Below are 24,885 nucleotides of genomic sequence, written 5' to 3'. Positions count from 1 at the left end.
GCAACTGTATATCAACACATTAAAATATTAATATTTTTTTATTCCAGGCTATCCTTGAAGCTCTTTGGGTAAGCTTCACCATATAATCGCTGATAGACCTGGCAAAAATTTTCATAACACTGCAGGGCCAAGCTGTGGTACCCAAGCTGCAGCAAGGAACGGCATTTATAAACCATTGCCTCGGCATTGATCTCGTCAAAATAGAATATTTTATTACAGATCTCGATGATCAATTCAGCATTTTCGGTGACCAGAAGACTTTCAATAAAATTGCCGAGGGTCGTCAACACTTGGATGGACATCTCACTTTTGAAATGGTCGAGCCATTCGTAGTCCACTTCGAAGAGGAAACCGCCTTTATCAATAATATGCAGCAGCTCTCGAATTTCTGCTTCGGTAAAACTTTTCCTATTTGATACCAGTCGATTGAAACGTAGGTAGTCTATATATATTTTATCGACTGTTTCAATGCACCAATAACCACTCTTTTTGGTTACCCTAAAATCCCCCAGCTGCTCCAGCAAGCTATTGAGCTTGGCAATATTTACGGATCTATTGTTTCGTGCACTTGACTGTGTTTTGTCAGACCAAAAGAGTTCAGTCAATTTTTCAGAACTGATCCCTCTTTCCCAGCGTACGGTATAGATAATGAAGATAAGCAGCAGCTCTTTCAATAGCGGTGAAAACTTTTTGGTAATCTCCTTTCCATGTCCATCTACAATCTGTATGTCGCCGCCGAAAAGATAAATGCCAGCCGTATGTTGTGGCATTGTGTCTGCAGCGAATGCCTTCACCTTGTGCTGTTGATCACGATCTTGTTCCTGTTGCTGGATTGCCTGTTCCTGCTGCTCTTGAATAGCTGTCTGAGAACCTACAGCCTTATCGACAGTTATTTGCGGAGCGGACAGTCTTGCCCTTGCTCGTTTTTTTTGATAAAGCCACCATCCGATCAGCAGGACAATAACAAGCAAGCCACCAGACAAAATATAGCGTAATGTCAATGGATTTACCACAGTATTCATCCCCTGCCCTGCTGCCAAAGGTGGTCCCATCAGGGTATAAATCGATGCTTTTGTCAGATCGGTTTTATCATCATAGAATAGCGTAATGGCAACAAAGGATTTAGACTTCGGCGCATAATACAGATCAGCGAAAGAACGAATATCATGAAAATCAAAAGGAATCGGGTTTCCCAAAAATTGGGTTTCAGTTCCCTTTAACTTACCTTCCACCAATTGGAGTTGGCTTTTGAATTTATTATTAGGAAAAATCAATCCATAAAAGGCCTTGCGGTTATCATCAATAACCAGACTGTTTGCCCAAACCATTTCGGCAAACTGCGCTGAAAACTCATGGATTTTAAAGGCTTTCCTTCGTTGAAAATCAAGTCTTAGAAAATCTGTAGACACACGTGGGCTCAACATCTGGTCACCCGTGGAACTGCCATAACCTCCGGCGAGATACACCCCGTCTTTGCCCTGTCCCATTCCAGCCAGGTAATGAGGGAAGATCTCATCACCGGTAAAAGGGATACTATCCCAGGACTGACTGGGAATATGGTAGCGTAACACACTCGATTTATAGGTAAAATGACCGTAGCCGCCAATCATATAAATACTGGTATCCGAGCGACTGAAATATTTATTGAACAACCAATAGTGTGTCCCCACAGCAGGGAAATCAAATTGTTTTGTCCAGGTACGGGCGATTGAATCATATACCGAAACAATCTTCTGATCGATGGAAATATTGAGAACTTTTTTCTGTAGGGGATCAAATAAAGACTGGCTGCCATTGACAAGCAAGAGCTTTCCATTAGTATATTCCTGCGTACGCAAGTCAGTTCCACCGATTTTACCGATCACAATACGTTTGTTGCCAACAAAAAACAAGGTTTCTTCAGTCTGGTCGAAGGCCACGCTTGCCTGTCCTTCAAGCGTAAATGTAGACTGCAATTTCCATTCGCTGCGTTGTTGTTTGATCCAAATGGGATTAACGGTTTCCGCCTTACTCTTACGCAGCAGATCCGAACTCTTGTTTCCCACAACTTCATCCAATGGCCAATGGAATTTCAAACGGCCGTTATCTTCGATTTTAATATCTTTCAGTCGCATGGGCGGTACATCCATGGTCTGAAAATTTTTGATGGCATTTGCCCCGAATATAAGTTTGAATCGTGTGCCTAAATTTTTGTTCAAGCTGTAACTATACCGTTTTCCAGCACACACAAAATAGACTTGCCTTCTGTCTGCATCGAGTTCCAGACGCATTGGCGTCCAATGGTAATACAGTTGGGTAGGCGGAATATTAAAAGATACTGGTGTAAAATCCTCCCCTACCACCAGCTTGAAATGTTTGTCCTGATCAGGGCGCCGGTCGTACATCAGGTCAATATTGACACCATCCTCCGTGATAAGCCGAAAGATATAACCAAAATAATCCTGTTGAAAGGGGAGAAAAGACAGGTCAAAAGCGATGGAGAGTTTATGCTCAAAAGACAGTGACTCCCGAGCACCAATCAGTAGGCTCGTACGTTTGTCAGCTTCTTTATTGTGGCTGGCAAATTCCAATCCATACTGTGCCATTCCAATCCTGCAGATCAGCAAAAACAAAAAGCACAGCAAAAAACGGTTCGATAATCCCTTCACAATTTAGATTTAGCCTGATCTCAAAAATATAAAATTTTAGATAGAAACAGAACATTTATCCAACTATTAACAGCTCGTCAAAACAACCTATTTTTCGCTACCAACAACGACATATGATGGTTACCTGTGTTGCTTCCATTCGGGTAAAAATATCGCTACGGACCGGAGTAGAATTGGGATGTTAAGGGATAATACCTATATTCGGCAAGCATTCATCCAATGGGCTACAATAGCGCATAAACCAACAATCAATATGAAAATACCAACCTGCTGGATCCGATCAACACTGATTATTTTACTGGCAACATGCTTTTACCTAAACAGTATAGCTTCACAAGTCCCCAAGGTCGTTTATCTTTCCGACTATGGTATCCTTCCCAACACCGGGACCAACAGCTCCGCAGCAATCAATAAAGTCCTTCAGACAATTCTCGGGAAGACCGATAAAAAACAAAGTCTTGTTTTAAAATTCAGAAAGGGACGCTACGACTTTTATCCTGAGGGAGCATTATCAAGAACATACTATATTTCCAACCACGATCAGGACAACCCCAAGACAGTAGGGATTGCATTTGAACAATGCAACAACCTCACAGTCGATGGCCAAGGCTCCGATTTCATTTACCATGGTCGGATGTTACCGATTGCCTTAATCGAAAATAAAAACCTGACCCTTAAAAATATCCACATCGATTTTGAACGTCCGCAGATCTGCCAGGTCCAGATCCTGAAGAATGACACAATCAATGGTACGATCGTTTACAAAACAGCTCCCTGGGTGACCTATACAATCAAAGACAGTGTATTTTACAATACCGGCGAAGGTTGGGCCATGCGCCCAACATCCGGAATCGCCTTTGAGGAAAAAACCAAACGCATTGTTTACAATACCAGCGATATTGGGGTAGGAACAAAAAAAGTAACCGAGCTTTCGCCGGGTGTTATCCAAGCTGAGCAATGGAAAAACCCAAAGCTTATTCCGGGCACCGTCGTGGCTATGCGTTCGTGGCATCGTCCCAGCCCCGGTGTTTTTGTCCATAAAGGAAAAGATATTCGACTTGAAAATATCAGCGTGCATTATGCGGAAGGCATGGGCTTATTGGCCCAGCTCACCGAAAACATCAGCCTCGACAGATTTCAAGTGGCACTACGCGGTGATCAAGATCCCCGGTATTTTACCGCGCAGGCCGATGCGACCCATTTTTCAGGCTGTAAAGGCGTCATCGTCTCCAAAAATGGGCTGTATGAAAATATGATGGACGACGCAATCAACATCCATGGTACTTACCTGAAAATCACCAAGCGTCTGGATGATAAAACACTGGTCGGCCGTTATATGCACGACCAATCCTACGGATTCGATTGGGGCAATGCTGGTGATACCGTCCAATTTATCCAGTCAGGTACTATGGAACTTTGGGATCAGAAAAACCAGATTCAATCCATTCAGATCTTACGGGATAAAGCAGATGATCCGATCCGTGAATTTAAGATTACGTTTAAACAGGCCCTTGATCCTGTAATAGACCCAGCGACAACAGCGATGGGTATTGAAAATCTAAGCTGGACGCCACGTGTAGTTTTCAGTGGCAATACCATTCGTCACAATCGTGCACGTGGTGCATTGTTCAGCACGCCGAGAAAAACACTTGTCGAAAGAAACCTCTTTGACCATACCTCTGGCACCGCGATCCTGCTCTGTGGCGACGCCAACGGCTGGTATGAAACGGGCAGCTGTCATGACATTGTGATCAGACACAATACATTTATCAATGCCCTGACCAATATGTTCCAGTTTACCAATGCTATTATCTCAATCTATCCTGAAATTCCGGACCTTAAAAATCAACAGAAGTATTTTCATAGCGGTATTATCATTGAAGACAATCTCTTTGAGACCTTTGATAAGCCCATACTTTATGCGAAATCTGTTGACGGTCTTGTTTTTCGCGGCAATCGAATCAAGACAAATACGGCTTATCCAGCCTTCCATTGGAACAAAAAAAGTGTATTCTTCGAGCGTGTTGCACACAGTGAGATTTCGAACAATACCATTGATGGCAAGAAAAGTGAGTTAACAAATTAGATCAATAGCAAACCATTTATCTCTATGTTATCCTTCAAAAACTATAGATTACTGATTTTATCGCTGTTATGCAGCAGCATAGGATCAGGGGCCTTTGCCCAGAGTTTCAATCGCAGGCAGGAACGCCAAGCAACCGAACGCCCTAATATTGTGGTATTCTTTGTCGATGATCTGGGTTGGCAGGATATGTCCGAACCATTTTATACCACCAAAACAGCTATTAACGAGAAGTTTCATACGCCACATATCGAATCACTGGCCAAAGATGCCGTCAAGTTTACCAATGCTTATGCCACGCCTGTGTGTACACCTTCACGGGTGAGCTTTCTCACAGGTTTAAATGCTGCACATCACCGGGTCACAAACTGGACGAATCCCAAAGCCAATACACCCACAGATAGTAAGGATGAGTTGCTGAATCCACCGGACTGGAATATCAATGGGTTAAGCCCCGTACCCAATATTCCTCACACGGTCTATGCTACACCATTTCCAAGTATTCTCAAGGCCAACGGCTATTATACGATCCATATCGGTAAAGCCCACTGGGGATCAGCTGGCACTCCGGGTGCCAGTCCGCTCAATCTAGGTTTTATGGTCAACGTAGCGGGCCATTCAGCCGGGCATCCACAAAGCTACTATGGAGAGCAAAACTACGGGAATCTTCCAGGCAAAACCAGTTACCAGGCTGTACCTGACCTGATGGAATATCATGGCTCCTCCACCTTTCTGACCGAGGCGTTGACGCAGGAAGCCTTGAAAGCACTTGCCGAACCTATTCGCCGCAAAGAACCCTTTTTCCTTCATTTCTCCAACTATGCTGTCCATGTCCCGATTCAACCCGATCCGCGGTTTGTACAGCGATACCTTGACCGTGGTCTGGATTCTACCGAAGCTGCCTACGCCTCTTTAGTGGAAGGCTATGACAAAAGTATGGGTGATATTATTCAGTTTTTAAAAGACAAAGGTATATACGATAATACAGTGATTATCTTTTTGAGTGATAATGGCGGGCTCAGCCTTAGCCCACCACGTTCTGGCGCTCCCCATACTCAAAATCTACCACTGAAGGCCGGTAAAGGCTCTCTTTATGAAGGCGGCATCCGTATTCCACTGCTGATTAAACAGGCCAGCGGACATAGCGGAAGCAGCACTTCAACACCGGTCATGGTCGAAGATCTATTTCCGACTATCCTCCAAATGGCAAAAGTAAAAGCGTATCAACTTGTACAGCAAGAACCAGATGGCAAGGATCTGACAAGTCTGCTAACGGGAAAGAACGACGAAAGTTGGAATAGTCGCCCCCTTATCTGGAATGTCCCCAATAAATGGACTGTTCCCGATGGTCCAGGTATCAATTTCTTCTCCGCTGTACGCCAAGGTGACTATAAGTTACTTTACGACATGAAACAGGGGAAATTGGAACTCTATAACCTGCGGGAGGATATCGGTGAACTGAATAACCTTGCTCCCAAAATGAAAGGGAAAACTAGCGAGCTCAGCAAACTACTTTCTGATCAGCTGCGGACATGGAAAGCCCAGTTGCCGAACTACAAAACTACGGGACAACAGATCCCCTATCCCGATCAGCTCAAATCTGTTGACCGATAGCATTTATTATCAACAAAATAGTTTTTTAAGTTGGCATCAACTTTTAATACAAAGCCTTTGCGATCAGATCGCAAAGGCTTTTATTTTAAACCTTATAAAACGGATACATCGTTACCAGGGATAAAGATACTGGGTAGCCAGAAAAACCCACTACCTCTAGTTAGTCAGCTTCTGTAACCAGCAGAATAGATCTACAGTGAATTTATCTCGAACAACATAAGATACCCATACGGTGGGTGAGCCATACAGAACATAAAAATTGAGCTTTACACAAAAACAATAGATGGTTCGGCTACCTATTTTTGTATTGTAAAACAAGTAAAGATGAAAACAAAGCACAAAGCCACAGGCTTCTTCCGATTTTTGAAATGGTCAGCCCTAACGCTTGTTGTTCTCATCGGCTTAATCACTAGCTATATGATGCATCCCCAATTTGGCAAGAGACCCTCAGGTGAAAGACTTAAACGTATCCAACAATCGAAGCAATTCAAGGATGGAAAATTTCGCAACAACAGCCCAACACCACAGCTGACACAAAGCTGGACGGTAGCCCTTTCCGATTACTTTTTCAAAAGATCAGCTGAGACCAGTCCCAAACATAAGATCCCTTCTGTCCCTGTCGATTGGGACAATCTTTTTACCAAATCCCATGGTTTGGTCTGGCTGGGGCACTCCTCTTACCTGTTGCGCACAGACGGGAAAACTATCCTTGTCGATCCAGTACTTAGCGGCGGCATATCGCCCATACCGGGCAGTGGCAAAGCCTTTGCAGGCGCTGATGTAACAACAGCGGATGCGCTTCCAGCGATCGATTACCTATTTATTTCCCATGATCACTACGATCATATGGATTATAAAACACTCAAAGCACTGCAACCCCGAGTCGGCAAAATTATCGTCGGACTTGGTGTGGGTGAACATTTGGAATATTGGGGCTACCGCAGCGATCAGATTATCGAAAAAGATTGGTGGGATCAGGTGGATCTAGGAAATGGATTTCATGTAACGATCACACCGGCACGACACTTTTCAGGTCGCAGCATTTGGTCGGCTAATACACTTTGGGCCTCCTATGTCTTGGAGACGCCGAGCCGGAAACTGTACCTAGGTGGAGACAGTGGTTATGACAGCCATTTTAAAGAAATAGGTGATAAACTGGGGCCATTTGATTTGGCGATACTCGAAAATGGACAATATGACCTGAGTTGGAAATACATCCACATGATGCCCGAAGAAGTGGTACAGGCGGCAAAAGATTTACAGGCAGCAAAATTATTACCCGTACACTCCTCCAAATTTGTCCTTGCCAATCATGCCTGGTACGAACCCTTAGAGCGTATTTCCAAAGAAGCATCCATACAACGACAACCCCTACTTACCCCCCGCATCGGTGAAGTTGTTGATCTGGATGAGCCCCACGACAGCACCAACTACTGGTGGAAAACTGATTAAGCAATGGAATTAATTGTCGCCGGCGTTATTCCGAATTTCTCTTTAAAGGAAGCGTAAAAATGAGAGAGGTTTTCAAAACCAAGATCAAGGTAAATATCCACGGGTCTTTTTCGTTTATTCTCAATCAGAAAGTAGGCTTCGGAAAGCCGCTTCTCCTGCAGCCATTTCCGGGGTGAGGTGCGGAATATTTTTTCAAAATCACGTTTAAAACTCGCTAGGCTACGACCAGATAATTTGGCAAAATTCTCCAAAGGAACATTATACTTATAATTTTTTAGCATAAATTCCTCCAAGTCAATCTTAAAGGGTTCGGAGAAATCAAATAGCAAATTTTTCAACGAGGGATATCTTTCCAATAGTAAAGTGATCAATTCGTATATTTTGATAGTCTCCATTTGCGGGCTGACTCGATCCGAAGCTTCCGCATAGGGTGCCAGCGACTCAAAATAACTTTTGATAAACGCATCACCTTCCAGAAGGATATTGATATCTGTCGATTGCTTTTTATCCGAAGAGAGCTGATGATCCAACGCATACTTCTTGAGCCGGTCGGTGTGGAGCAAGATTGCAATAGACTGATAGGCCGTATTTTTCGATGGGTATTTGAATGCTTTTGCCAATTGATTTCTTCGGGCAACCAGTAGCTGCCCTTCCTTTGTCACCAGCTTTCCCTTTTCATGGTCAAAATGTGTTTCACCAGATAGCTGGAACATCACCACATGTTCGGGAATAAACTGTTCATGACCAAAAGCCTTATCTACGTAACAAGAATACAAAAAGGCCTTTCCAAAATCTTTTTCTTCGATACTCATAATCACTTTTCTTGATAGGTTGACAATTATTTTTTTGCGGCCAGCCGCTTGCGAATGATGCTGACAAATTCGGGCGAAACACCGAGGTAAGACGCGATATAATATTGCGGTACCCGTTGTGATATCGTGGGGTATAAGTCGATAAATTCAAGATAGCGTTCAGCCGCAGGTTTGGCCATGGTATGGATCAGCCTATTTTGGAGCACGGCAAGCCGGCGCTGTACTAGCATACGAAAGACGCGTTCAAACTTTGGAACAGTATCCAGCAGTTTTTCTTTAGTCTCCGGTGTCAGCATCAAAAATTCACATTCTTCCAATGTTTCCATATACAGGCTCGATGGTGTATGATAATGGAAAGAAGCGATATCACTGATCCACCAATCTTCGACCGCAAAGGCCAAAGTCACCTCAAAACCATTTTCGTCAAGATAATAAATACGTACACAGCCTTTCTGAAGATATCCTTCAAACTGGCAGATTTCCCCCTCTTGCAGAAGCATCGTTTTCTTGGGTTCCTTCCGTATGGTCAACAGATCGGTGAACCGTTCAGTTTCCTCACCTGTCAAGGTTATACACTTTGATACATTTTTGAGGATATTTTCGTATAGCATAGCAATTTGTTAAACCTAATTATTTTCGTGTAAAATATAACCCGCACCATAGATACTTTCAATATGGAGTTTATTATCGAGCTGAAGTAATTTACGGATACGCGAGATAAAAACCTCCAGACTTTTACCATTAAAGAAATCCGTATTTCCCCAAAATAACAATAAGAGATCCTTCTTGTTGACCAATACGTTTTTATGAAGGATCAGATGACGCAATAATTCCGCTTCGCGAACGGTCAACTTTTGCGCTTTACCTTGCTTATCAGTCAAGCTATGGCGCTCCATATCCAGAGACAGCTGACCAATCTGTAGCCTACGTTCGGACACTATTTCGGGAGTCGAGGCCACAGCCAATAAATTACGGATCTTGAGCAGTATTTCATCCATGTCGAAGGGTTTGGCAATATAGTCAACGGCACCCAACGAGAGTCCCTTTAGACGCGATGCACGCTCCTGCAGGGCTGTCAAAAAGAAAATCGGCTGCCCGGCTCTAAGCTGCAAGATCTCCTGGGCCAAATCGAAACCATTTCCATCTGGTAATTGCACATCGATAATCACCAATTTGGCTGTACATTCTCCAAAAGCTTCCAGTCCCTTTTTCGCGGTACATTCCCATATCACGGTAAATCCCTTGTACCGGAGATAGCGCGAGAAAACCTCGCCCAAATCGGGTTCGTCTTCGATCAAAAGGATATCAATCCTGTTTTTTGCTATTGAAAGACCCATTGTCCATGTAAATATAAAAAATAGTACCACCACTTAGGTTATTTTCGATGCGAATTGTCCATCCCAACCGATCCAAACAAGATTTCACATAGTATAATCCCAATCCGAGTCCTGGCTTGCCAACCGAAGACTTCCCACGATAGAATGCCGTAAATAACGTATTCTTGTCCGAGGAGTCAATTCCTCGTCCATTATCCTCAACTTTGAGGCAATACTTTTCAGCTTTCTGTTCCCAGCTCAATCGAATAGTTTTGCGCGGATGGTCATTAAATTTGATAGCATTTGAAATCAGATTGTCAAGAATCGAGAAATAATACCCTTCGTCCAGCCGTATGAGCAAATCCTTTTCAAGTGGGATATAAGCAATTTCAACCTCCCTTTGATAACGAAGACACAATTCATCCAGGATCTCCCTTGTCAATAAGTCTATAGGAGCCTGTATGATTTTAGCCTGCTGCTCTTGTAATGCAACAGATCCCATTACCTGCTCAAAATAATCACGGAGCCGTTTCGCCTGTCGCTCCACAATCCGTCCCAATTGTACCACCTCTTTATTGTCCAGTCTAGTGTCCCTATCGATCAAGCTATGTGCACTGACCAGGATTGTTGTCAAAGGGGTATTAAATTCATGCCGCATGTGGTTTAAGAAACTCGTTTTCAGATCGGCAAGCTTACGTTGGTTGACCCAGTTTTTGTATGTTCGAAAACTCAGCAGTACGATAACAGCAATACAGGCCAAGGAAAGCAAAAACACGGGTACCATTTGCCGGATGATGCGCCAGTTCCGGTTCTCATAATCCACATAGAGACTATAGGTAAATCGATAAGGTATGGGCTCCTTATCACTGACCGCCAGCTGGAATACCCGATTGTTGAGCGAGGTCTTTCTGAGCGAACCACTGATGGTTCCAGAGCTATCGTCACTGGCACTTTCATAGAAGACCTGCCAGCTATTATCCGCAGCATTGTAAAGTTCCAACTTATCGAAATGGAACAAGTAAATGAGTGCAGGATCGAGCTTTTGTTGCTGTACGATTTGGTTAAAGATGCTATCCAAAGACTGTTTCGTACGCATAGTTTTGAGAAATAATTCCATTCGGGTCTCACCATACTGCACTGCATCGGGCGACTTATCCGTCACTTTCTTAAACCAGGTATTCAGGTAAGGCACCAGTTCCGTCTGAAATAAGGCATCTCCTCCAGGAAAGATCTTATCATCCATAATCGCTGTACCATAGGCATTCTGGACCAAATTGAGCTGTCCAATCTGATAGTCCTTGTCTTCGAGCTGATAGGTCTTAAATATCAGAAAGCCGATCAGTACAGTCAGAATTAGGAAGCTGGTACCAAATGCCCAAGGGTATATATTTCTATCGACGCTGTTCATCTGTTAAAAATAACATCTATTTATCTATTCGGAATAGCTATTAACCTTTTATTAGGCATTCATTAGGTTTCCGTTAAGCACAGTGTAATCTCTTGCATCGTATCTTTACCAGATAACAAATTAGCAAATTATGTCCAAAATTTCACAGACCTTACTTTACGGCTTATGTTACCTATTACTGAGCAATATGGTATATGCACAATCAAATTTCTCGAAGAAAGTACTTGAACAGAGCCAGCTTGATTTTGTCAATCTGGGATTCGGCATGTTTATTCATTACGGCATGCCTACCTTTATGGAGCAAGATTGGTCCGATCCAAATGCGGAGCTTGGGCTTTTCAAATCACCGAAGCTCAATGCCGACCAATGGGCCAAGGCAGCCAAGTCGGCCAATATGACCTATGGTTGTCTAACGACAAAACATCACAGTGGTTTCCCAATTTGGAACACCAAAACCACCGATTACAATGTCATGAACACCCCATTGCACCGCGATGTTGTCAAGGAATTTACTGAAGCCTTCCGTAAAAATGGTCTGCGTGTCATGCTCTATTATTCCATCCTGGACATACATCAGGGGATACGTCCACATACCATCACCAAAGCCCACATCCAGTTGATCAAAGATCAGCTGACTGAATTGTTAACACAATATGGTGAGATCGATGCTTTGGTAATCGACGGCTGGGATGCTCCTTGGTCACGTATCTCGTATGATGACGTTCCATTTGACGACATCTATTATCTGGTCAAGTCCCTACAGCCCAAGTGTCTATTGATGGATCTCAATTCAGCAAAATATCCTGGGGACGCCTTATTTTACACAGATATCAAATCTTACGAACAGGGAGCGGGACAGTTTATCTCCAAAGAACATAATAAGTTACCGGCAATGGCTTGTTTACCGCTGCAACAGAGCTGGTTCTGGAAAACATCTTTTCCTTCGACGCCGGTAAAAGATGTGAAGGAACTCGTAGAGAAATTCGTTATTCCCTACAACGATGCCTATTGCAACTTTATGCTCAATGTCGCACCCAACAGTGATGGTCTGATGGATCAAAACGCTTTGGATGCGCTAAAAACCATCGGAGCACTTTACAAGAAAACACCCAACTACAAAGCATTACCTAGCTACCAAGCACCGATTGTAGACCATAACATCGCTAGGCAGATTCCTTCCAATAGCAGTTGGGCTGAAGATATGAGTATTATGGATTTCGCCAATGATGACAATTTCGGTAGCGCATGGGTATCCAATCCGTCTACCAAAGGAGAGATCTGGTATGAACTGGATTTTGAACGCAGCAAAAATTTCAACAGTATTGTCATTACCGAAGGCAAGGACAATCCCTCCACTTATAGTCTGAGTTATTTGAAAGATGGCAAGTGGTATCCCCTTGCGGCAAGTCCGGTGACACAGGGGCGTATCAAGATCTTTCGCTTTGATGAAGTATTGGGGCAAAAATTACGCTTGAGTATCCGACCCGAAAAAGAGCGTGTGGTTCTGAATGAGGTGGGTGTTTATCAGGAGAGGCGGTAAATAGATCCATTAGTAATCGAAAAAAACAGTCAAATAATGCGGAATTTACCACCATTAACTTAATGCACGGTCAATTCAAACCGATAATAACATAAAAAGCATCTCAAAAGGAGATGCTTTTTATGTTAATTGGAAACTAAGCTTTTATTTTGTCCATCCTGGATTCTGTACGAGGTTGGAATTTTTAACAATCGCTGTAGCCGGCAGTGGATAAAGGTATTGTTTCTCTTCCCAACTTCTCGGAACAGCCTTATACCATTCAAGGTGATTATCTGTTGTCATGGTCTGGAAATTTTTACTTCCCCCGCCAATCGCAACTTTAGCTACTCCACTCGGCGCCGTTATGGAAGAGGCAGGTTTACTACCATCATAGAAAATCACATCCGGTTTGCCGTCGTGATCCAAATCCATCAGTTTTTCCAATGCTGGCACATAGATACCTGTCCAAGCAAGGTTGGCCATCGAGGATCCCATTTTCCATCTTTTCAAATCATTGAAACGGAAGCCCTCCAGTGCTAGCTCGACCTGCCTTTCACGACGGATTTCCAATAATACAGGATCATTTATATCGGGAAAAAATGTATTTTTCAAATAGTTGTCCACCTTGGTTGGCAAGCTATTATTTCCTGAAGTGATTCCTGCTCGTGCACGCAAGGCACCAATGGTTTTAGTCCAATCTGTTAAATTCAACTGCCCGAGTTCCTGCTTGGCCTCGGCATAGTTCAACAGTATTTCAGCATACCGCATCAAAGGTACTGCGTTGATGTTATAGGCACCATTATCATAATAAGGATCATCCAGGGTATATTTAATCGGTTGATAGCCCGTGTATGTATAACTTGCAAAATTTGGAGGGGCAGCCTCTCCCCCACGCTTATACCCTGGTGTACGGATCAGCTGTGCCAATCTGTAGTCACGGTTTTGACATTCCTCATAAAATTCCTCAGTTTGATAATTAGGACGATCCGTATAAGGTGTTCCATCAAGATTCAAAATGCTGTTGATAAAGGGTCTTACCAGGCTCAGTCTTGGTCCATAGGTCGCCGAGGTCCACCACCAGTTGGCATCGTTCATCAATGCCTGATCTTTGCTGAAAGCAAGACCGAACATGACTTCCTGCTTCACAGGCTGGTTGCTCACAAATAATTGACGCTGTGACAGCTTTGGATCATTGGCCACATACACACTATAAGGCCCCGTTTCCATCAAAATCTTTCCTGCATCAGCGGCCATCTTAAAAAAATCCGCCGGTGTTGTCGCCAAGTTTAATTTGTGATATTTTCTAAAAGTTCCTTCAAATAAGGCCACACGAGTCTTTAATCCCAATGCAGTCCATTTATTAATTAAGGTACCATCCCCGCCATCTCCTGTAATATTTGCATAGGCAAAATCCAAGTCTTCCATAATACGCTTCATCACCAGTTCACGTGAATCCCTTGGCGCATGAAGGATATCTGTCTCATCAACGGTCAATGGATGATCTACCCAAGGCACATCACCAAAGCGTACCACCTTATCGTAATAGAACCAGGCCCTAAAGAAGCGGGCGATACCAATATAATTGTTTTTGACCGCATCACTCAATTGTGGGCTTGTACATTTGACGATCATCTGATTGATATTCCGTAAGGCTGTCCAGCTCCAGCCGGTACTGATTTCGGCAGAATAAGCACCTTTCACCATAAAATCATTCAAGCTGTTTACTGCAGCGTAATCTGCCATCGCATCTCCTTTAAAAGCATCGCTTCTGGAGGTAATATCCCGGTAAAAAGAGTTACTGTAATTTTTCAGTCCATTCTCCGTTCCGAAGATATCCTCTTCAGTTGCCGATGCTTTCGGTAGCTCGTTCAATTCACAGGAACTAAACAAGAGTGCTATTATAGGTATAAATAAGATTCTTTTCATTTTTAATACATTATAATCCAATGGATAAATTAAAACTAATGCTCTTCATCACCGGATAGTTAAATCCGTCACCACTATTGGAATCACTTATATCCGGGTCAGATTTCATGAGATTGCCCACATCAAGATCTTTTGTTTTTTTATACAGAGGCGACCAAGTCCATAAGTTCTCGCCCGATAGTCCAGCCCGCAAGCTACTGATCTTGAGCTTAGAAGTCACAGCTTTCGGAAAATTATAGCCAATCTGAATGTTTTTCATCCGGATATAGGCGATATTCTGCAGGTACCTTGTCTGGGGTGTTGCTTTAATAGACTCGTTATAACCGGCATATCGCGGAAAATATCCATTAGGATTGTCTTCTGTCCAATAATTATTGAGGTGCCATTCAGGTAAATTGTTATATGGTCTATTGTACTGCCCCCAAAAGATAGACTCATTACTTGGGTACCAATTCTGTTTTCCAACCCCTTGAAAGAAGGTAGAGAAATAGACATTTTTCCAGTCCATATTGATATTGAAGCTATAGATATAACGAGGTTCGTAGTTACCGATAATGGTTTTATCGCCATGACTATTGATGGTATTTGTTCCGTAGTCAATTACCCCATCGCCATTGAGATCCGCAAAGCGTACATCGCCCGGATAGATAATACCAGAATTGGACGATTTGATGACCTTTTGTGTCGGAGCTGCATCTATTTCTGCCTGATTTTGGAAAAGTCCCTGGGTAACATAACCCCATATCTCGCCGAGTCGTTGTCCTTCATAATATCGGTCAGTCTGGTAGCGATCAGTTTGTAACAGACCTGCTTTGTTTTCATAGCGATCTATGGTTGAGCGATAATCCGCCAAAGTAGCTTTCACCGACCAGTTAAATGGACTATTGTTCCAATCGAAACGGTCCTTATAGGCAACACTCAATTCATAGCCCTTCGTTGTCATATCCGCATAATTACCTTTTGGCGATTGCGCACCGAATATATCTGGCAACTCCACGCTGAAGGTATACATGTTCAAGGTCTTACGTTGGTAGAGATCACCTGTAAAGGTCAGCCTCCCATTTAATGATGAAAAATCCAGTCCAAAATTAGCTGTACGGGCGGTCTCCCAAGTCAGATTATCGGGAATAACCTTTGGTACCATGGTATAAGAAGGTTTCTGTCCATTCAACAAACGATCCATGATCTTGATTTCATAGAGATCCATATAGGTATATGGGTCTACATTACCGTTCCCAAGTGAACCATAAGAAGCGCGAAATTTCAGGTCAGAAATAATCTTTTTGTCTACCGTAAAGAAGGGTTCCTCAGAAATGCGCCAGCCCGCAGAGGCAGAAGGGAAAAATGCCCATTGCTGGTTGGTCGGAAATTTGGAAGAACCATCGTATCGCCCATTGAATTCAAATAAATAACGATCCTTGAAAATATAATTGGCCCGCATAAATACACCAACATTCCGATACTTATTATAACCAGCGGTAGCGGTTGTATTTTGCCCGAGAGCCAGGTTGATATTATCCACATTTTCGGTCAATAAGCCCGTTTTCGTGATATAGGAAGAATTATAGACACGTTGTTCGTAATTATACCCCAGCAAACCTTTAACATAATGGTCACCTATTGTCTTTTCGTATTCACCGTAAAGGTTTCCAAATAGATATTTCCAGTTTTGGTCTACCTGGTAAATGTTGTTGTTCATGTCTGTTTCCAGCTTGAGCATCTTACCTTCTTGCGTGCTATAAGGGACAGGCACACGTACACGGGTCGAGTTAAAATCGCGATTTCTAAAAGTCAGATCGCCCTTTATCCGCAGGGTATTGTTAAGAAATTTGGTCTCAAAAGAAGTGGTATTGCGGAGATCCCGATTTTCACTTTCGGTTCTATTTTTTCCATAGATAAAATCACCCACGGAATAGGCCGCCGAGAAGCTAAGCGAACCATCGGGATTGAATATCGGCGAAGATGGATGTCCTTCATCCGCAATATTACGCCAGATATTCCCCCCTTCACCACCTGTCGTTGGGTCGCGGTATTTCGCGTAGTTATAATCAATATTATTAGCGATACGCAACCAGTCATTTATCTGTAAACCTGCTTTGGCCCTGGTATTGTAGGTCTTGTATTTATCACTATTAAAACGATACATCCCATTATAATCATAGGCACGTCCGGAGATGTAGTAATCCAGCTTTTCGGTATTGCCACTTACCGACAGGTTATGATCCTGTACAAAGGTATTGTCCTTGATCAAGACATCGTAATAGTCCTCATTACCATAGTAAACGTAATTACCTTTATCATCGACTGTAATTTCATCCGTAATCCCCTGCTCTTTGCGGCGTTTGAACTCGTTGAGCCAGTCCATTGTAAAGATCTGTGTTTTATTCAGCTTGCTGGGGATAGAGGAATAATTATTCCAGGCATTATAGGCGGTAAAGAAATGCGATGCATACTCGTAGCCATCCGTTACGAATTTGGGTCTAGCAATTGGTTTCTGGAAGGATCCGCTTCCGGAATAGTTAATGGACGATTTTCCCGACTTCGCTCTCTTAGTTGTAATCAATACCACACCGAAAGTCCCCCTTGCGCCATAGATTGCAGCAGAGGAAGCATCTTTTAGTACGGAGACATTCTCGATATCATTCGGATTTAATGACGCTGGATCCCCCTCTACTCCATCGATCAAAATCAAGGCACTTCCGCCCTGGCCGATTGACGTTGTACCGCGGATATTGAAACTCGGTGCCCGGTTGGGTTTACCATCAGCGGGGATGATATTTAGGTTGGGAACAACACCTTGTAGCATTTGGCTCGCATTAGCGAGTACACGGCCTTCGAAAACTTCCGAGCCGACCTGATCCACAGCTCCGGTCAAGTTTGCTTTCTTCTGCGTTCCGTAGCCGACTACGACAACTTCCTCCAACTCGGTATCTTTGGACTCCATTACAATTTGTAATTGAGCTGTGTTGACAGTCACGACCTGCTCGTTATACCCCACCTGAGTCAATTTAAGCTTTTGACCATTGGCAGCCTCGATGTTAAACATTCCCGAGGCATTGGTAGATGTCGTTTTCTGACTGGATAAATTGGTGATGGTAACACCGGGCATAGCTGCACCGTTTTTGTCTTTTACCACACCTTTCACGGTAGACTGGACTGCAATAGCTTGCGTCTCTCTGTTCAATTTGACATAACTACGCTCTACATTAGCCCACGTGGGATATGAGAGCCCTAATGCCATACTGATTAGTAATGTTTTCTGCATTTTTAGTCTGGTTTAGAATTCAGCACCAAAGTTGGTGCTTTCACTTGGTTTATAATTTACCTTAATATTAAGAAATATTTAATTAAAAACCATACCACCTCAAACTAAACAGGTTTAGCGCCCTATTTATTAATAAAAAATAAACTTATAGATAACACAACTGGTAATTTAATAATTCAACACTTCATAGAGGCAATAGGGAAATTAATTCGTGAAATAAGCAAAAGCAATCGTTAAAAAATATGGAATCCACGATTTGACTACAAGATCGATCGATTTGCCTACATCCAAAAAGCACCAAATCGTCACCTTTGTAATATCAAATTATCTAAAACAGAAAAATACATGAAATCACAAAAAGTATGGTTTGTCACTGGTGCCTCTAGGGGGCTTGGGCTAACCTTAGTAAGAGAACTGCTCGCCCAGGATTATCTTGTTGTGGCGACTTCACGAACAAAACAAGCGCTGGAAGATGAAATTGGCGATCATGAAAATTTTCTGCCCCTTGAGGTAGACATCACCAACGATACAGATGTCAACCGGGCAGTGCTCTCGGCCATTGACTATTTCGGTAGGATCGATGTCCTTGTTAACAATGCCGGATATGGGCAAACAGGTGCCCTAGAGGAACTCAGTGATCTGGAGACACGACGCAACTATGATGTTAATGTCTTTGGCTCGCTCAATTTCATCCGGCATATTACACCCTATTTCCGTCGCCAACAATCCGGACATATTTTCAATATTGCTTCCATTGGCGGACTGGTGGGTAATTTCCCTGCATTCGGCGTATACTGCTCCACTAAATTTGCTGTCGCTGGTTTTACCGAAGCTCTAGCGGTCGAAATGCAGCCTTTTGGCGTCCATACAACGCTCGTTTATCCAGGCTATTTCAGGACGGAATTTCTATCTGAAAATTCCATCCACACCGCAGCGAATCCAATAGCAGACTACATATCGGCTAGGGAAACCGAAGCCGCACATCTACAGCAGATTCACGGCAATCAAGCCAATGACCCACAAAGAGCAGCCATGTTATTGATTGAGCTGAGTACAATACCCAATCCCCCATTTCATTTTCTGATGGGTGAAGATGCTTATGAACTCGCTAAAAATAAGATCAGCTCCCTTACTGCCGAGATTGAAAAATGGAAAAGCTATACGATATCCACGGGTTTTGAGCAATCCCATTAAATAGCGCTTTAAAGCCGATGGTATCGAAGATTACACAGTAATAACAAAGGATAAAATACGTAAATTTACAATTATGGAGAATACATTTCGCTTTCATTCCCTTTCGGAGTTCCATAGCTTCTGCGGACTGCCCAAGCCAGAACACCCATTAATCAGTCTGGTTGATTATAGTCAGGTACACTACCCGATCAATGACACCAAGTTAAATTGGATCCAGCACTTTTATTCGATCGGATTAAAGCGAAATGTAAACGCCAAATTCAATTATGGACAACAGCAATATGATTTTGATTCGGGGGTACTTACCTTTGTCTCGCCCTTACAATTTCTAAAAGTTGAGATCAATCAAGAGATCCGTACCGAACCTAGTGGCTGGATTCTCTTGGTACATCCCGATTTTTTGTGGAACAGCGAATTGGCAAAGCATATCCATACATACGATTTCTTTCAATATGAAGTCAACGAGGCCCTTTTTCTTTCGGATAAAGAAGAAGCTACTATCGTGGATATTCTCCAGAACATTGAAAAAGAGTATCAGTCTAATATCGACAAATTCAGTCGTGAGCTGATCCTTAAGCAGATAGAGCGCTTACTCATTTATGCAGAGCGGTTTTACGAGCGTCAGTTTATCACCCGAAAAAAATCAACCCAAGAACTTGTCATACGATTTGAGCAGCTCCTTTCCGCGCAATTTGACCGAGACAAATTGCAGGAGCATGGTGTTCCAACAGTCAGTTTTCTGGCGCAGCAGCTCAACTTATCTCCCAATTATCTGGGCAGCGTCCTCCGAGTCTACACGCAACAAAATACGCAGCAGCATATCCAACATAAAATGATTGAGTATGCCAAAGTTCGTCTGAGCACCAGCTCCTTGTCAATCAGCGAAATTGCCTATGAACTTGGATTTGAGCACCCGCAATCTTTCAGTAAAGTCTTCAAGAAAACCACCCAACAAAGTCCTGTTGAGTTTAGGCAGCTGTTTCAATAAATTCCCTCTTCAAAAAACGAGTTCATCCGAATCCACCAGTTTTGCATCAACTTTTTTTCAGCCCTAAGTATACATAAATCCTTAGGCTAAAAAACGTTACTAACCGCTGTTCTATTGACCCGAATAATATCCTTTCACGCCGATTCCGATTGTCCAGAAGAATTTGGATTTTTCCAGGTCTTCGAGCAGCATATCCACATTATCTTCATACTCACCTTCAGCCTTTAGTGCCTCCATGTCCTCTTGGATATCCTCCTCGGTCATCTGTCGCCAGACACCTACTGCGCTATTCAGAAAGGTATAACAGTATCCCGCTTCGGAATCATCAACGGGGCCACTGTTCTTTTCACTGAGGATATTGAGCAGTTCCTCAGCCTCCACCTTAAAAGGGTTCAGTCCATAGATGCTAATTTCCGTTTTTTCCGGAAATGGCCCGTTAATGCTTTCGATAAATTCAAGTTTCCCATGATCATTGAAATCTAGCCTCAGTTCGAGGTCATCATAATAATACTGGCCATCCAGTGCATCCGAAGGTGGTCCAAGAATAGCTTGCACTTCCATTTGACCCATACCCAAAGCCACTGCCCCTAAATTCTCAATATCAATCCCGACAAGTGGGATCAGTTCGATCTTTTTCATAACTATTAACCAGGTTTGTGTTTATACCCTATAGAATATAAATTGTTATACTAAAGTTAGGGAAAAATTGTAAAGCTACCAGATGAAAGGAGATAATCTAAATCCATTGACATAAGTGATTTTAATGAGTAACTTTAAAAAAGCATCCGAAAAGGTATTATGACAGAGACACTGGAAAGTTTAGACTTACATATCAAAAATCTCAGACCAGATTTCTATGGCGATTTGCAAAACCAATTGAGCCTCGAAGCACTCAAAGCCCTGGAGCAGAAATATGATATACATCTCCCACAAGACCTCAAAGCATTCTATCAGTGGAAAAATGGACAGCGGAATAGCTGCTATGAAGCCTTTGTTAACAACTCGACGTTTATACCATTAGAAGAAGCATTGGACACTGCGCAGGAACTGACTAGTATGATAGGTACCGACTTTGAAATCGAGAACTGGTGGAACGAGCTTTGGATCCCGATTTTTCATAATGGCGGCGGTAGTTATATTTGTTATGATCAGGGTGGAATATTTACTGGTCAGGGAGGGCAACTAATTGAATATTGGAACCGGGATAATGACCGTAATGTTATCGCCCCTAACCTCGAAGGATTTTTGGGTTTGCTAAACGATTATTACAGCAGTACGCCCAAAGCAGATTTCGACGAGTACTTCCATATCAATTCTGCAGCGGAATACCCCAAACGGTTCATCGTAAAATAAGTTTTCTGACTATTGACATCAATCTCTCTTCCACACTTCTTGCCATCTTCTAAATTCCGACGGTTTGATGCGAAAACGGGCAAAATTCCCTTCGTGTAGGGACAACAGTTCCGTATCGACAACAGTTATAAATTTCTGTCGGTCGCTTTCGGCAATCCGTTCAGCGTACTGTGCGATGGTATTGACGGCCTGCTGATGAGCCATCGACTCTAGGATGATCGCCCGGATCACCTGTCGGATATCATCGCGATACTGCATCCGCCACAGGTCAGGCTCTCCCAGAGACTGCTTGATAGCAGCATAACGCATTGCCGAACGCTTATATGACCATATAAAAACATCTTTTAACAGGTCTATACGATTGAGTTCATATACCCCAAGCAATCCTTTAACATACAATTCTTCGGGAACATCCACAAATGCCAATGGCGACAGATTACGTTTGTTAAAAGGTATATTTGCTGCCAGGCGGGAAACGCGTTTATTGACATCATCAAAAGGCTGCAGATACGGCAGCTGTACCATGATAAAGAAGGCCTGTTCGAATGGATCTTCAATTTCCTGCGCTTTACTCAGTAATGTTCTGAACAAGTCATCAAGGAGCTGAGGTATCGCCAATGGTGTAAAAACAGATCTTGTGATACCGACTCCAAATGTTCGCAGTCGACCGGCAGCAGCGGAATCCGGAAGAAGATTATCTGCTAACAGTGCGTGCAGATTGGTAATCGTATACACATTGAAATCTATCTCCTCGCCTCCCTGAACAAGAAATTCAATAGCCTCCTTATGATTAAGAATCATCTGAGCATCAGCATCATCCTTGCGGTCCGCCTTTTTACCCAAAGAGATCAGATATTGGGTATCTAATAGACTATAGGTATTTCCCTCCAGCCGACTTGAATTCCACGAAAGATCGATCAACAGCCGTTCCAGTACCGATCTCGCGTATGTTCCTGCGGGTTGATCCAGTGTATTTGTCTGACCTATCTCGGCTAGCTGCCGTTTTTCATCATTACTTAGATAACGATCTATATTGGGACGGTAGTTCAGCAGAAAATCAGCCTGGTAACCAATGGGAATCCGTTCAGTCAGTGGTCGGCCAACAAGCATCTTAATTTCCTCCCCCTCAGAAGACAGCGGAATTTCTGCTGACTTTTCAAACGGAAATGAGGGTTCCGTTAGCATAGCTCCTTTTTCCGTCAACGATGAAAGATGGTACATCGTGGAGCGCATGTTACCGGATAGGTATACTGCTCCCTCCTCTTTCAATTTCTCGAGACGCCTTTGCAGCGATCTGGTCTCAATAAGCAATCCGGACGCTTCCCTAATCTCTTTCAATGAAGCTCCTTGCGCAAATTTACCCAAAGTCTGCAAGATCCTATAGATCTGCTGCTCAATTTCCCGTTGTTTTCCCATAATACATCTGCATTATTTGCGACAGTTATTACGACAATAATACAAATAAAATGTCGCAATTTAGATTTATAACGACATTTATCATTATATTTTGTCGCAATATACTTGTATTGCGACAAAACAAAATGGTCAATTGCTATGAGGTCACATCAATTTGTATAAAATTTCTGAATTTTCTTTAGATAGTTGATCGATTTAGGAAGAGAAATACTATCACCAAACTCTTTATACACACTATAGACGGCATCTTCTTCACCAAGCTCATAAGCCTTGAGCAGATAAAATAATGCTTGATTCCGCGAGATGCTATCCTTGCCGTTAACTTCTACTCCATTTATCGTTCCCTCCCCTATAAGCATCTCATATAGATTCAAATATGCCTCCGGACATTGATGTCTATTCGCCATCAATAGCGCATAATAATATAATTCAGGCATTTTTAAGACGAGCCAATAATTAGTTGAAACTTCATTGTAAGCCTTGAAGTCGCCTTCATTAATTGCTTTACGCCAAAGCGAATCAGCTACTTTCTGAGGTAATTCCAGATCTCTGGGATCATCAATGATTCCCACTTGGGATTTTTGATTACAGCTCATTAAAACAAGGTAAAAAAGAATGACAAGCAGCTGTAGTAATTTCCTAATCGACATACATCACATTTTTTTGAAAGATAATCTTTATACTCCTTTTGTAGCATCCCTCCCAAAACGTACCGAACATCAGATGCATGATCCTCATGAGCTGCAAAATCCAAAGCTCCACCAATTGAACTACCAATGATCGCTCCACTGACCGGCCAAGTCTCAATTTGATCTTACGTCTCTTTTCAAGAAGATATTGCTGTATAAATTTCAAATTTGACTATTTATCATAACATTCAGGATAAATTTCCATTCCCTTAAATTTATTCACTGACTCCCATTAGTCTTCCGATCATTAAACATTACTTTCTTCACATAATCACTTTTTCCACTAGCCATAAAAACTGCTGAATCCTGTGATATATAATTACGAAAAAAGGAAAGCAACTGTGGGTTGACCTCATAAACCAAATAATTTAACCTTACAGTTTTGTTATCTGGGTTCAAACACAATTGACATAACGATTTTTCATGGTCGAAAAACTCGATCTCTAGATTTGAACAATAATTATGTTTATGTATAATATCATTCATTTCGGGTTTGTACCGTTTTAATTTGGCCATTTCATCCAGCAGGCTATACCATTTTTCTAGCGGAACTGTATCATTGTCAGCAACAAAAAATGCAGCGGAATCATACCTATAGGAATCACTCAAGTACCTTTCCTCACCGTACTGCTCATCAACGAATTCTTGATTAAACAAAATCCGCAATTCCTTTTCCCGCTTCTTTTTCTTAGGTCCACAAGAAAACAAGAACAAAGCAGAAAAAGATATGGCATAAAAAAATAAAAATGTATTTAGATTACTCTTCATAAAACAACAAAAATCTCGTCAATATCCGAATCTACTGGTTTTAAAAGGGTTAAATTCATTCGGTATTTCATCAGAAATAATTGAATAGAGGTCACCAAAATCAGATGAATACATTTTTGTATCATAATAAAGGGAATCATTTAGAAAAATCTGCGTCCTACTGTAGCCTTGCGCACTCTCTATTTTCGGTTCTTTGAATTCCTCCAATTTTTTCAAAAAGATAGTACTATTCTTTAGCTGAAATTCGATACTGTCTGTAACAGTTTCAGGCCTAAAGTGATGAGCGTCTAAGTCGTAGCGTCTTCCCGCGCTTGCCTTTGCATTTCCGGTCTCATCAAATTTTAGACTAATGTATCCAAATCCCATGGTATAAATAATATGACATACCTTAGGAGGCTCTTGTTTCGAGCGACAGCTAAAGCCAAATAGTAAAA

The 24,885-nt window shown here is 42.4% G+C and carries 19 protein-coding genes; 7 read left to right on the top strand and 12 right to left on the bottom strand.

From position 1 onward, the window contains the following. Nucleotides 1-38: 38 nt before the first annotated feature. On the bottom strand, nt 39-2,585 hold the full coding sequence (locus tag DFQ12_RS14970) for an AfsR/SARP family transcriptional regulator (RefSeq protein WP_120259859.1): 2,547 nt from the start codon (nt 2,583-2,585) through the stop codon (nt 39-41). 316 nt (nt 2,586-2,901) lie between these two features. Between DFQ12_RS14970 and DFQ12_RS14965 the strand changes: the two genes are divergently transcribed. From DFQ12_RS14965 to DFQ12_RS14955, 3 genes are all read left to right on the top strand, one after another. After that, nucleotides 2,902-4,734: an alpha-1,3-galactosidase-related protein gene (locus tag DFQ12_RS14965; RefSeq protein ID WP_208642558.1), complete on the top strand. Its 1,833-nt coding sequence runs from the start codon at nt 2,902-2,904 to the stop codon at nt 4,732-4,734. A 24-nt stretch (nt 4,735-4,758) separates the two neighbouring features. Beyond that, entirely contained in the window at nt 4,759-6,345 is a 1,587-nt protein-coding gene (locus tag DFQ12_RS14960) for a sulfatase (RefSeq protein ID WP_120259858.1), read from the top strand. Between the two features lie 324 nt (nt 6,346-6,669). Further along, nucleotides 6,670-7,797, top strand: a complete 1,128-nt coding sequence (locus tag DFQ12_RS14955; RefSeq protein WP_120259857.1) for an MBL fold metallo-hydrolase — start codon at nt 6,670-6,672, stop codon at nt 7,795-7,797. On the opposite strand, the gene DFQ12_RS14950 is transcribed toward DFQ12_RS14955, so the two are convergent. Genes DFQ12_RS14950 through DFQ12_RS14935 form a run of 4 tightly spaced genes read right to left on the bottom strand, consistent with a single transcriptional unit; the run spans nt 7,794 to nt 11,333 of the window. Continuing rightward, complete coding sequence (locus DFQ12_RS14950) at nt 7,794-8,609, bottom strand: helix-turn-helix domain-containing protein (protein ID WP_120259856.1); 816 nt, start codon at nt 8,607-8,609, stop codon at nt 7,794-7,796. The genes DFQ12_RS14955 and DFQ12_RS14950 overlap by 4 nt on opposite strands. Nucleotides 8,610-8,635: 26 nt before the next feature. Further along, a complete protein-coding gene (locus tag DFQ12_RS14945; protein ID WP_120259855.1) occupies nt 8,636-9,220 on the bottom strand; it encodes a Crp/Fnr family transcriptional regulator in 585 nt (194 codons plus the stop codon). A 15-nt stretch (nt 9,221-9,235) separates the two neighbouring features. Then, entirely contained in the window at nt 9,236-9,946 is a 711-nt protein-coding gene (locus DFQ12_RS14940) for a response regulator transcription factor (RefSeq protein ID WP_120259854.1), read from the bottom strand. After that, on the bottom strand, nt 9,915-11,333 hold the full coding sequence (locus DFQ12_RS14935; protein WP_120259853.1) for a sensor histidine kinase: 1,419 nt from the start codon (nt 11,331-11,333) through the stop codon (nt 9,915-9,917). Before DFQ12_RS14935 ends, DFQ12_RS14940 begins: the two co-directional genes overlap by 32 nt. A gap of 130 nt (nt 11,334-11,463) precedes the next feature. Between DFQ12_RS14935 and DFQ12_RS14930 the strand changes: the two genes are divergently transcribed. Further along, complete coding sequence (locus DFQ12_RS14930) at nt 11,464-12,873, top strand: alpha-L-fucosidase (RefSeq protein WP_120259852.1); 1,410 nt, start codon at nt 11,464-11,466, stop codon at nt 12,871-12,873. 144 nt (nt 12,874-13,017) lie between these two features. Here DFQ12_RS14930 and DFQ12_RS14925 read toward each other — a convergent pair whose 3' ends face one another. Next, the gene (locus DFQ12_RS14925) at nt 13,018-14,778 is read right to left on the bottom strand and encodes a RagB/SusD family nutrient uptake outer membrane protein (RefSeq protein WP_120259851.1); all 1,761 of its coding nucleotides are present in this window, start codon (nt 14,776-14,778) and stop codon (nt 13,018-13,020) included. A 10-nt stretch (nt 14,779-14,788) separates the two neighbouring features. Beyond that, a complete protein-coding gene (locus DFQ12_RS14920) occupies nt 14,789-18,043 on the bottom strand; it encodes a SusC/RagA family TonB-linked outer membrane protein (RefSeq protein ID WP_120259850.1) in 3,255 nt (1,084 codons plus the stop codon). A 345-nt stretch (nt 18,044-18,388) separates the two neighbouring features. On the opposite strand from DFQ12_RS14920, the gene DFQ12_RS14915 reads away from it, so the two are divergent. Beyond that, complete coding sequence (locus tag DFQ12_RS14915; protein ID WP_120259849.1) at nt 18,389-19,237, top strand: SDR family NAD(P)-dependent oxidoreductase; 849 nt, start codon at nt 18,389-18,391, stop codon at nt 19,235-19,237. Between the two features lie 73 nt (nt 19,238-19,310). Continuing rightward, nucleotides 19,311-20,225: a helix-turn-helix domain-containing protein gene (locus DFQ12_RS14910; protein WP_120259848.1), complete on the top strand. Its 915-nt coding sequence runs from the start codon at nt 19,311-19,313 to the stop codon at nt 20,223-20,225. Between the two features lie 111 nt (nt 20,226-20,336). On the opposite strand, the gene DFQ12_RS14905 is transcribed toward DFQ12_RS14910, so the two are convergent. After that, nucleotides 20,337-20,864 (bottom strand): hypothetical protein, encoded by a 528-nt coding sequence (locus DFQ12_RS14905; protein ID WP_120259847.1) that lies wholly within the window; start codon nt 20,862-20,864, stop codon nt 20,337-20,339. Nucleotides 20,865-21,023: 159 nt separating this feature from the next. Between DFQ12_RS14905 and DFQ12_RS14900 the strand changes: the two genes are divergently transcribed. Continuing rightward, nucleotides 21,024-21,578 carry an SMI1/KNR4 family protein gene (locus DFQ12_RS14900; RefSeq protein WP_120259846.1) on the top strand — a complete coding sequence of 185 codons (555 nt, stop codon included), beginning with the start codon at nt 21,024-21,026 and terminating at the stop codon, nt 21,576-21,578. An 18-nt stretch (nt 21,579-21,596) separates the two neighbouring features. Here DFQ12_RS14900 and DFQ12_RS14895 read toward each other — a convergent pair whose 3' ends face one another. The 4 genes from DFQ12_RS14895 to DFQ12_RS14880 form a co-directional block, all read right to left on the bottom strand. Next, nucleotides 21,597-22,994, bottom strand: a complete 1,398-nt coding sequence (locus DFQ12_RS14895) for a Fic family protein (protein ID WP_120259845.1) — start codon at nt 22,992-22,994, stop codon at nt 21,597-21,599. 149 nt (nt 22,995-23,143) lie between these two features. Continuing rightward, nucleotides 23,144-23,644 (bottom strand): hypothetical protein, encoded by a 501-nt coding sequence (locus DFQ12_RS14890; RefSeq protein ID WP_147420430.1) that lies wholly within the window; start codon nt 23,642-23,644, stop codon nt 23,144-23,146. A 258-nt stretch (nt 23,645-23,902) separates the two neighbouring features. Further along, nucleotides 23,903-24,451, bottom strand: a complete 549-nt coding sequence (locus tag DFQ12_RS14885; RefSeq protein WP_120259843.1) for a hypothetical protein — start codon at nt 24,449-24,451, stop codon at nt 23,903-23,905. 18 nt (nt 24,452-24,469) lie between these two features. Then, a complete protein-coding gene (locus tag DFQ12_RS14880; RefSeq protein ID WP_120259842.1) occupies nt 24,470-24,817 on the bottom strand; it encodes a hypothetical protein in 348 nt (115 codons plus the stop codon). Between the last annotated feature and the right edge of the window lie 68 nt (nt 24,818-24,885).

It is taken from the genome of Sphingobacterium detergens (genome assembly GCF_003610355.1).
GTDB classification, from domain to species: domain Bacteria; phylum Bacteroidota; class Bacteroidia; order Sphingobacteriales; family Sphingobacteriaceae; genus Sphingobacterium; species Sphingobacterium detergens.
The sequence above is the reverse complement of the archived record's forward strand: the minus strand, read 5'-3'. Positions and strand labels throughout refer to the sequence as shown.

What these genes read in the sequence shown, in the direction of transcription:
- DFQ12_RS14970 (WP_120259859.1), bottom strand. Translation starts at nt 2,585, where the DNA reads ATGGCACAGTATGGATTGGAATTTGCCAGCCACAATAAAGAAGCTGAC.
- DFQ12_RS14965 (WP_208642558.1), top strand. Translation starts at nt 2,902, where the DNA reads ATGAAAATACCAACCTGCTGGATCCGATCAACACTGATTATTTTACTG.
- DFQ12_RS14960 (WP_120259858.1), top strand. Translation starts at nt 4,759, where the DNA reads ATGTTATCCTTCAAAAACTATAGATTACTGATTTTATCGCTGTTATGC.
- DFQ12_RS14955 (WP_120259857.1), top strand. Translation starts at nt 6,670, where the DNA reads ATGAAAACAAAGCACAAAGCCACAGGCTTCTTCCGATTTTTGAAATGG.
- DFQ12_RS14950 (WP_120259856.1), bottom strand. Translation starts at nt 8,609, where the DNA reads ATGAGTATCGAAGAAAAAGATTTTGGAAAGGCCTTTTTGTATTCTTGT.
- DFQ12_RS14945 (WP_120259855.1), bottom strand. Translation starts at nt 9,220, where the DNA reads ATGCTATACGAAAATATCCTCAAAAATGTATCAAAGTGTATAACCTTG.
- DFQ12_RS14940 (WP_120259854.1), bottom strand. Translation starts at nt 9,946, where the DNA reads ATGGGTCTTTCAATAGCAAAAAACAGGATTGATATCCTTTTGATCGAA.
- DFQ12_RS14935 (WP_120259853.1), bottom strand. Translation starts at nt 11,333, where the DNA reads ATGAACAGCGTCGATAGAAATATATACCCTTGGGCATTTGGTACCAGC.
- DFQ12_RS14930 (WP_120259852.1), top strand. Translation starts at nt 11,464, where the DNA reads ATGTCCAAAATTTCACAGACCTTACTTTACGGCTTATGTTACCTATTA.
- DFQ12_RS14925 (WP_120259851.1), bottom strand. Translation starts at nt 14,778, where the DNA reads ATGAAAAGAATCTTATTTATACCTATAATAGCACTCTTGTTTAGTTCC.
- DFQ12_RS14920 (WP_120259850.1), bottom strand. Translation starts at nt 18,043, where the DNA reads ATGCAGAAAACATTACTAATCAGTATGGCATTAGGGCTCTCATATCCC.
- DFQ12_RS14915 (WP_120259849.1), top strand. Translation starts at nt 18,389, where the DNA reads ATGAAATCACAAAAAGTATGGTTTGTCACTGGTGCCTCTAGGGGGCTT.
- DFQ12_RS14910 (WP_120259848.1), top strand. Translation starts at nt 19,311, where the DNA reads ATGGAGAATACATTTCGCTTTCATTCCCTTTCGGAGTTCCATAGCTTC.
- DFQ12_RS14905 (WP_120259847.1), bottom strand. Translation starts at nt 20,864, where the DNA reads ATGAAAAAGATCGAACTGATCCCACTTGTCGGGATTGATATTGAGAAT.
- DFQ12_RS14900 (WP_120259846.1), top strand. Translation starts at nt 21,024, where the DNA reads ATGACAGAGACACTGGAAAGTTTAGACTTACATATCAAAAATCTCAGA.
- DFQ12_RS14895 (WP_120259845.1), bottom strand. Translation starts at nt 22,994, where the DNA reads ATGGGAAAACAACGGGAAATTGAGCAGCAGATCTATAGGATCTTGCAG.
- DFQ12_RS14890 (WP_147420430.1), bottom strand. Translation starts at nt 23,644, where the DNA reads ATGTCGATTAGGAAATTACTACAGCTGCTTGTCATTCTTTTTTACCTT.
- DFQ12_RS14885 (WP_120259843.1), bottom strand. Translation starts at nt 24,451, where the DNA reads ATGAAGAGTAATCTAAATACATTTTTATTTTTTTATGCCATATCTTTT.
- DFQ12_RS14880 (WP_120259842.1), bottom strand. Translation starts at nt 24,817, where the DNA reads ATGGGATTTGGATACATTAGTCTAAAATTTGATGAGACCGGAAATGCA.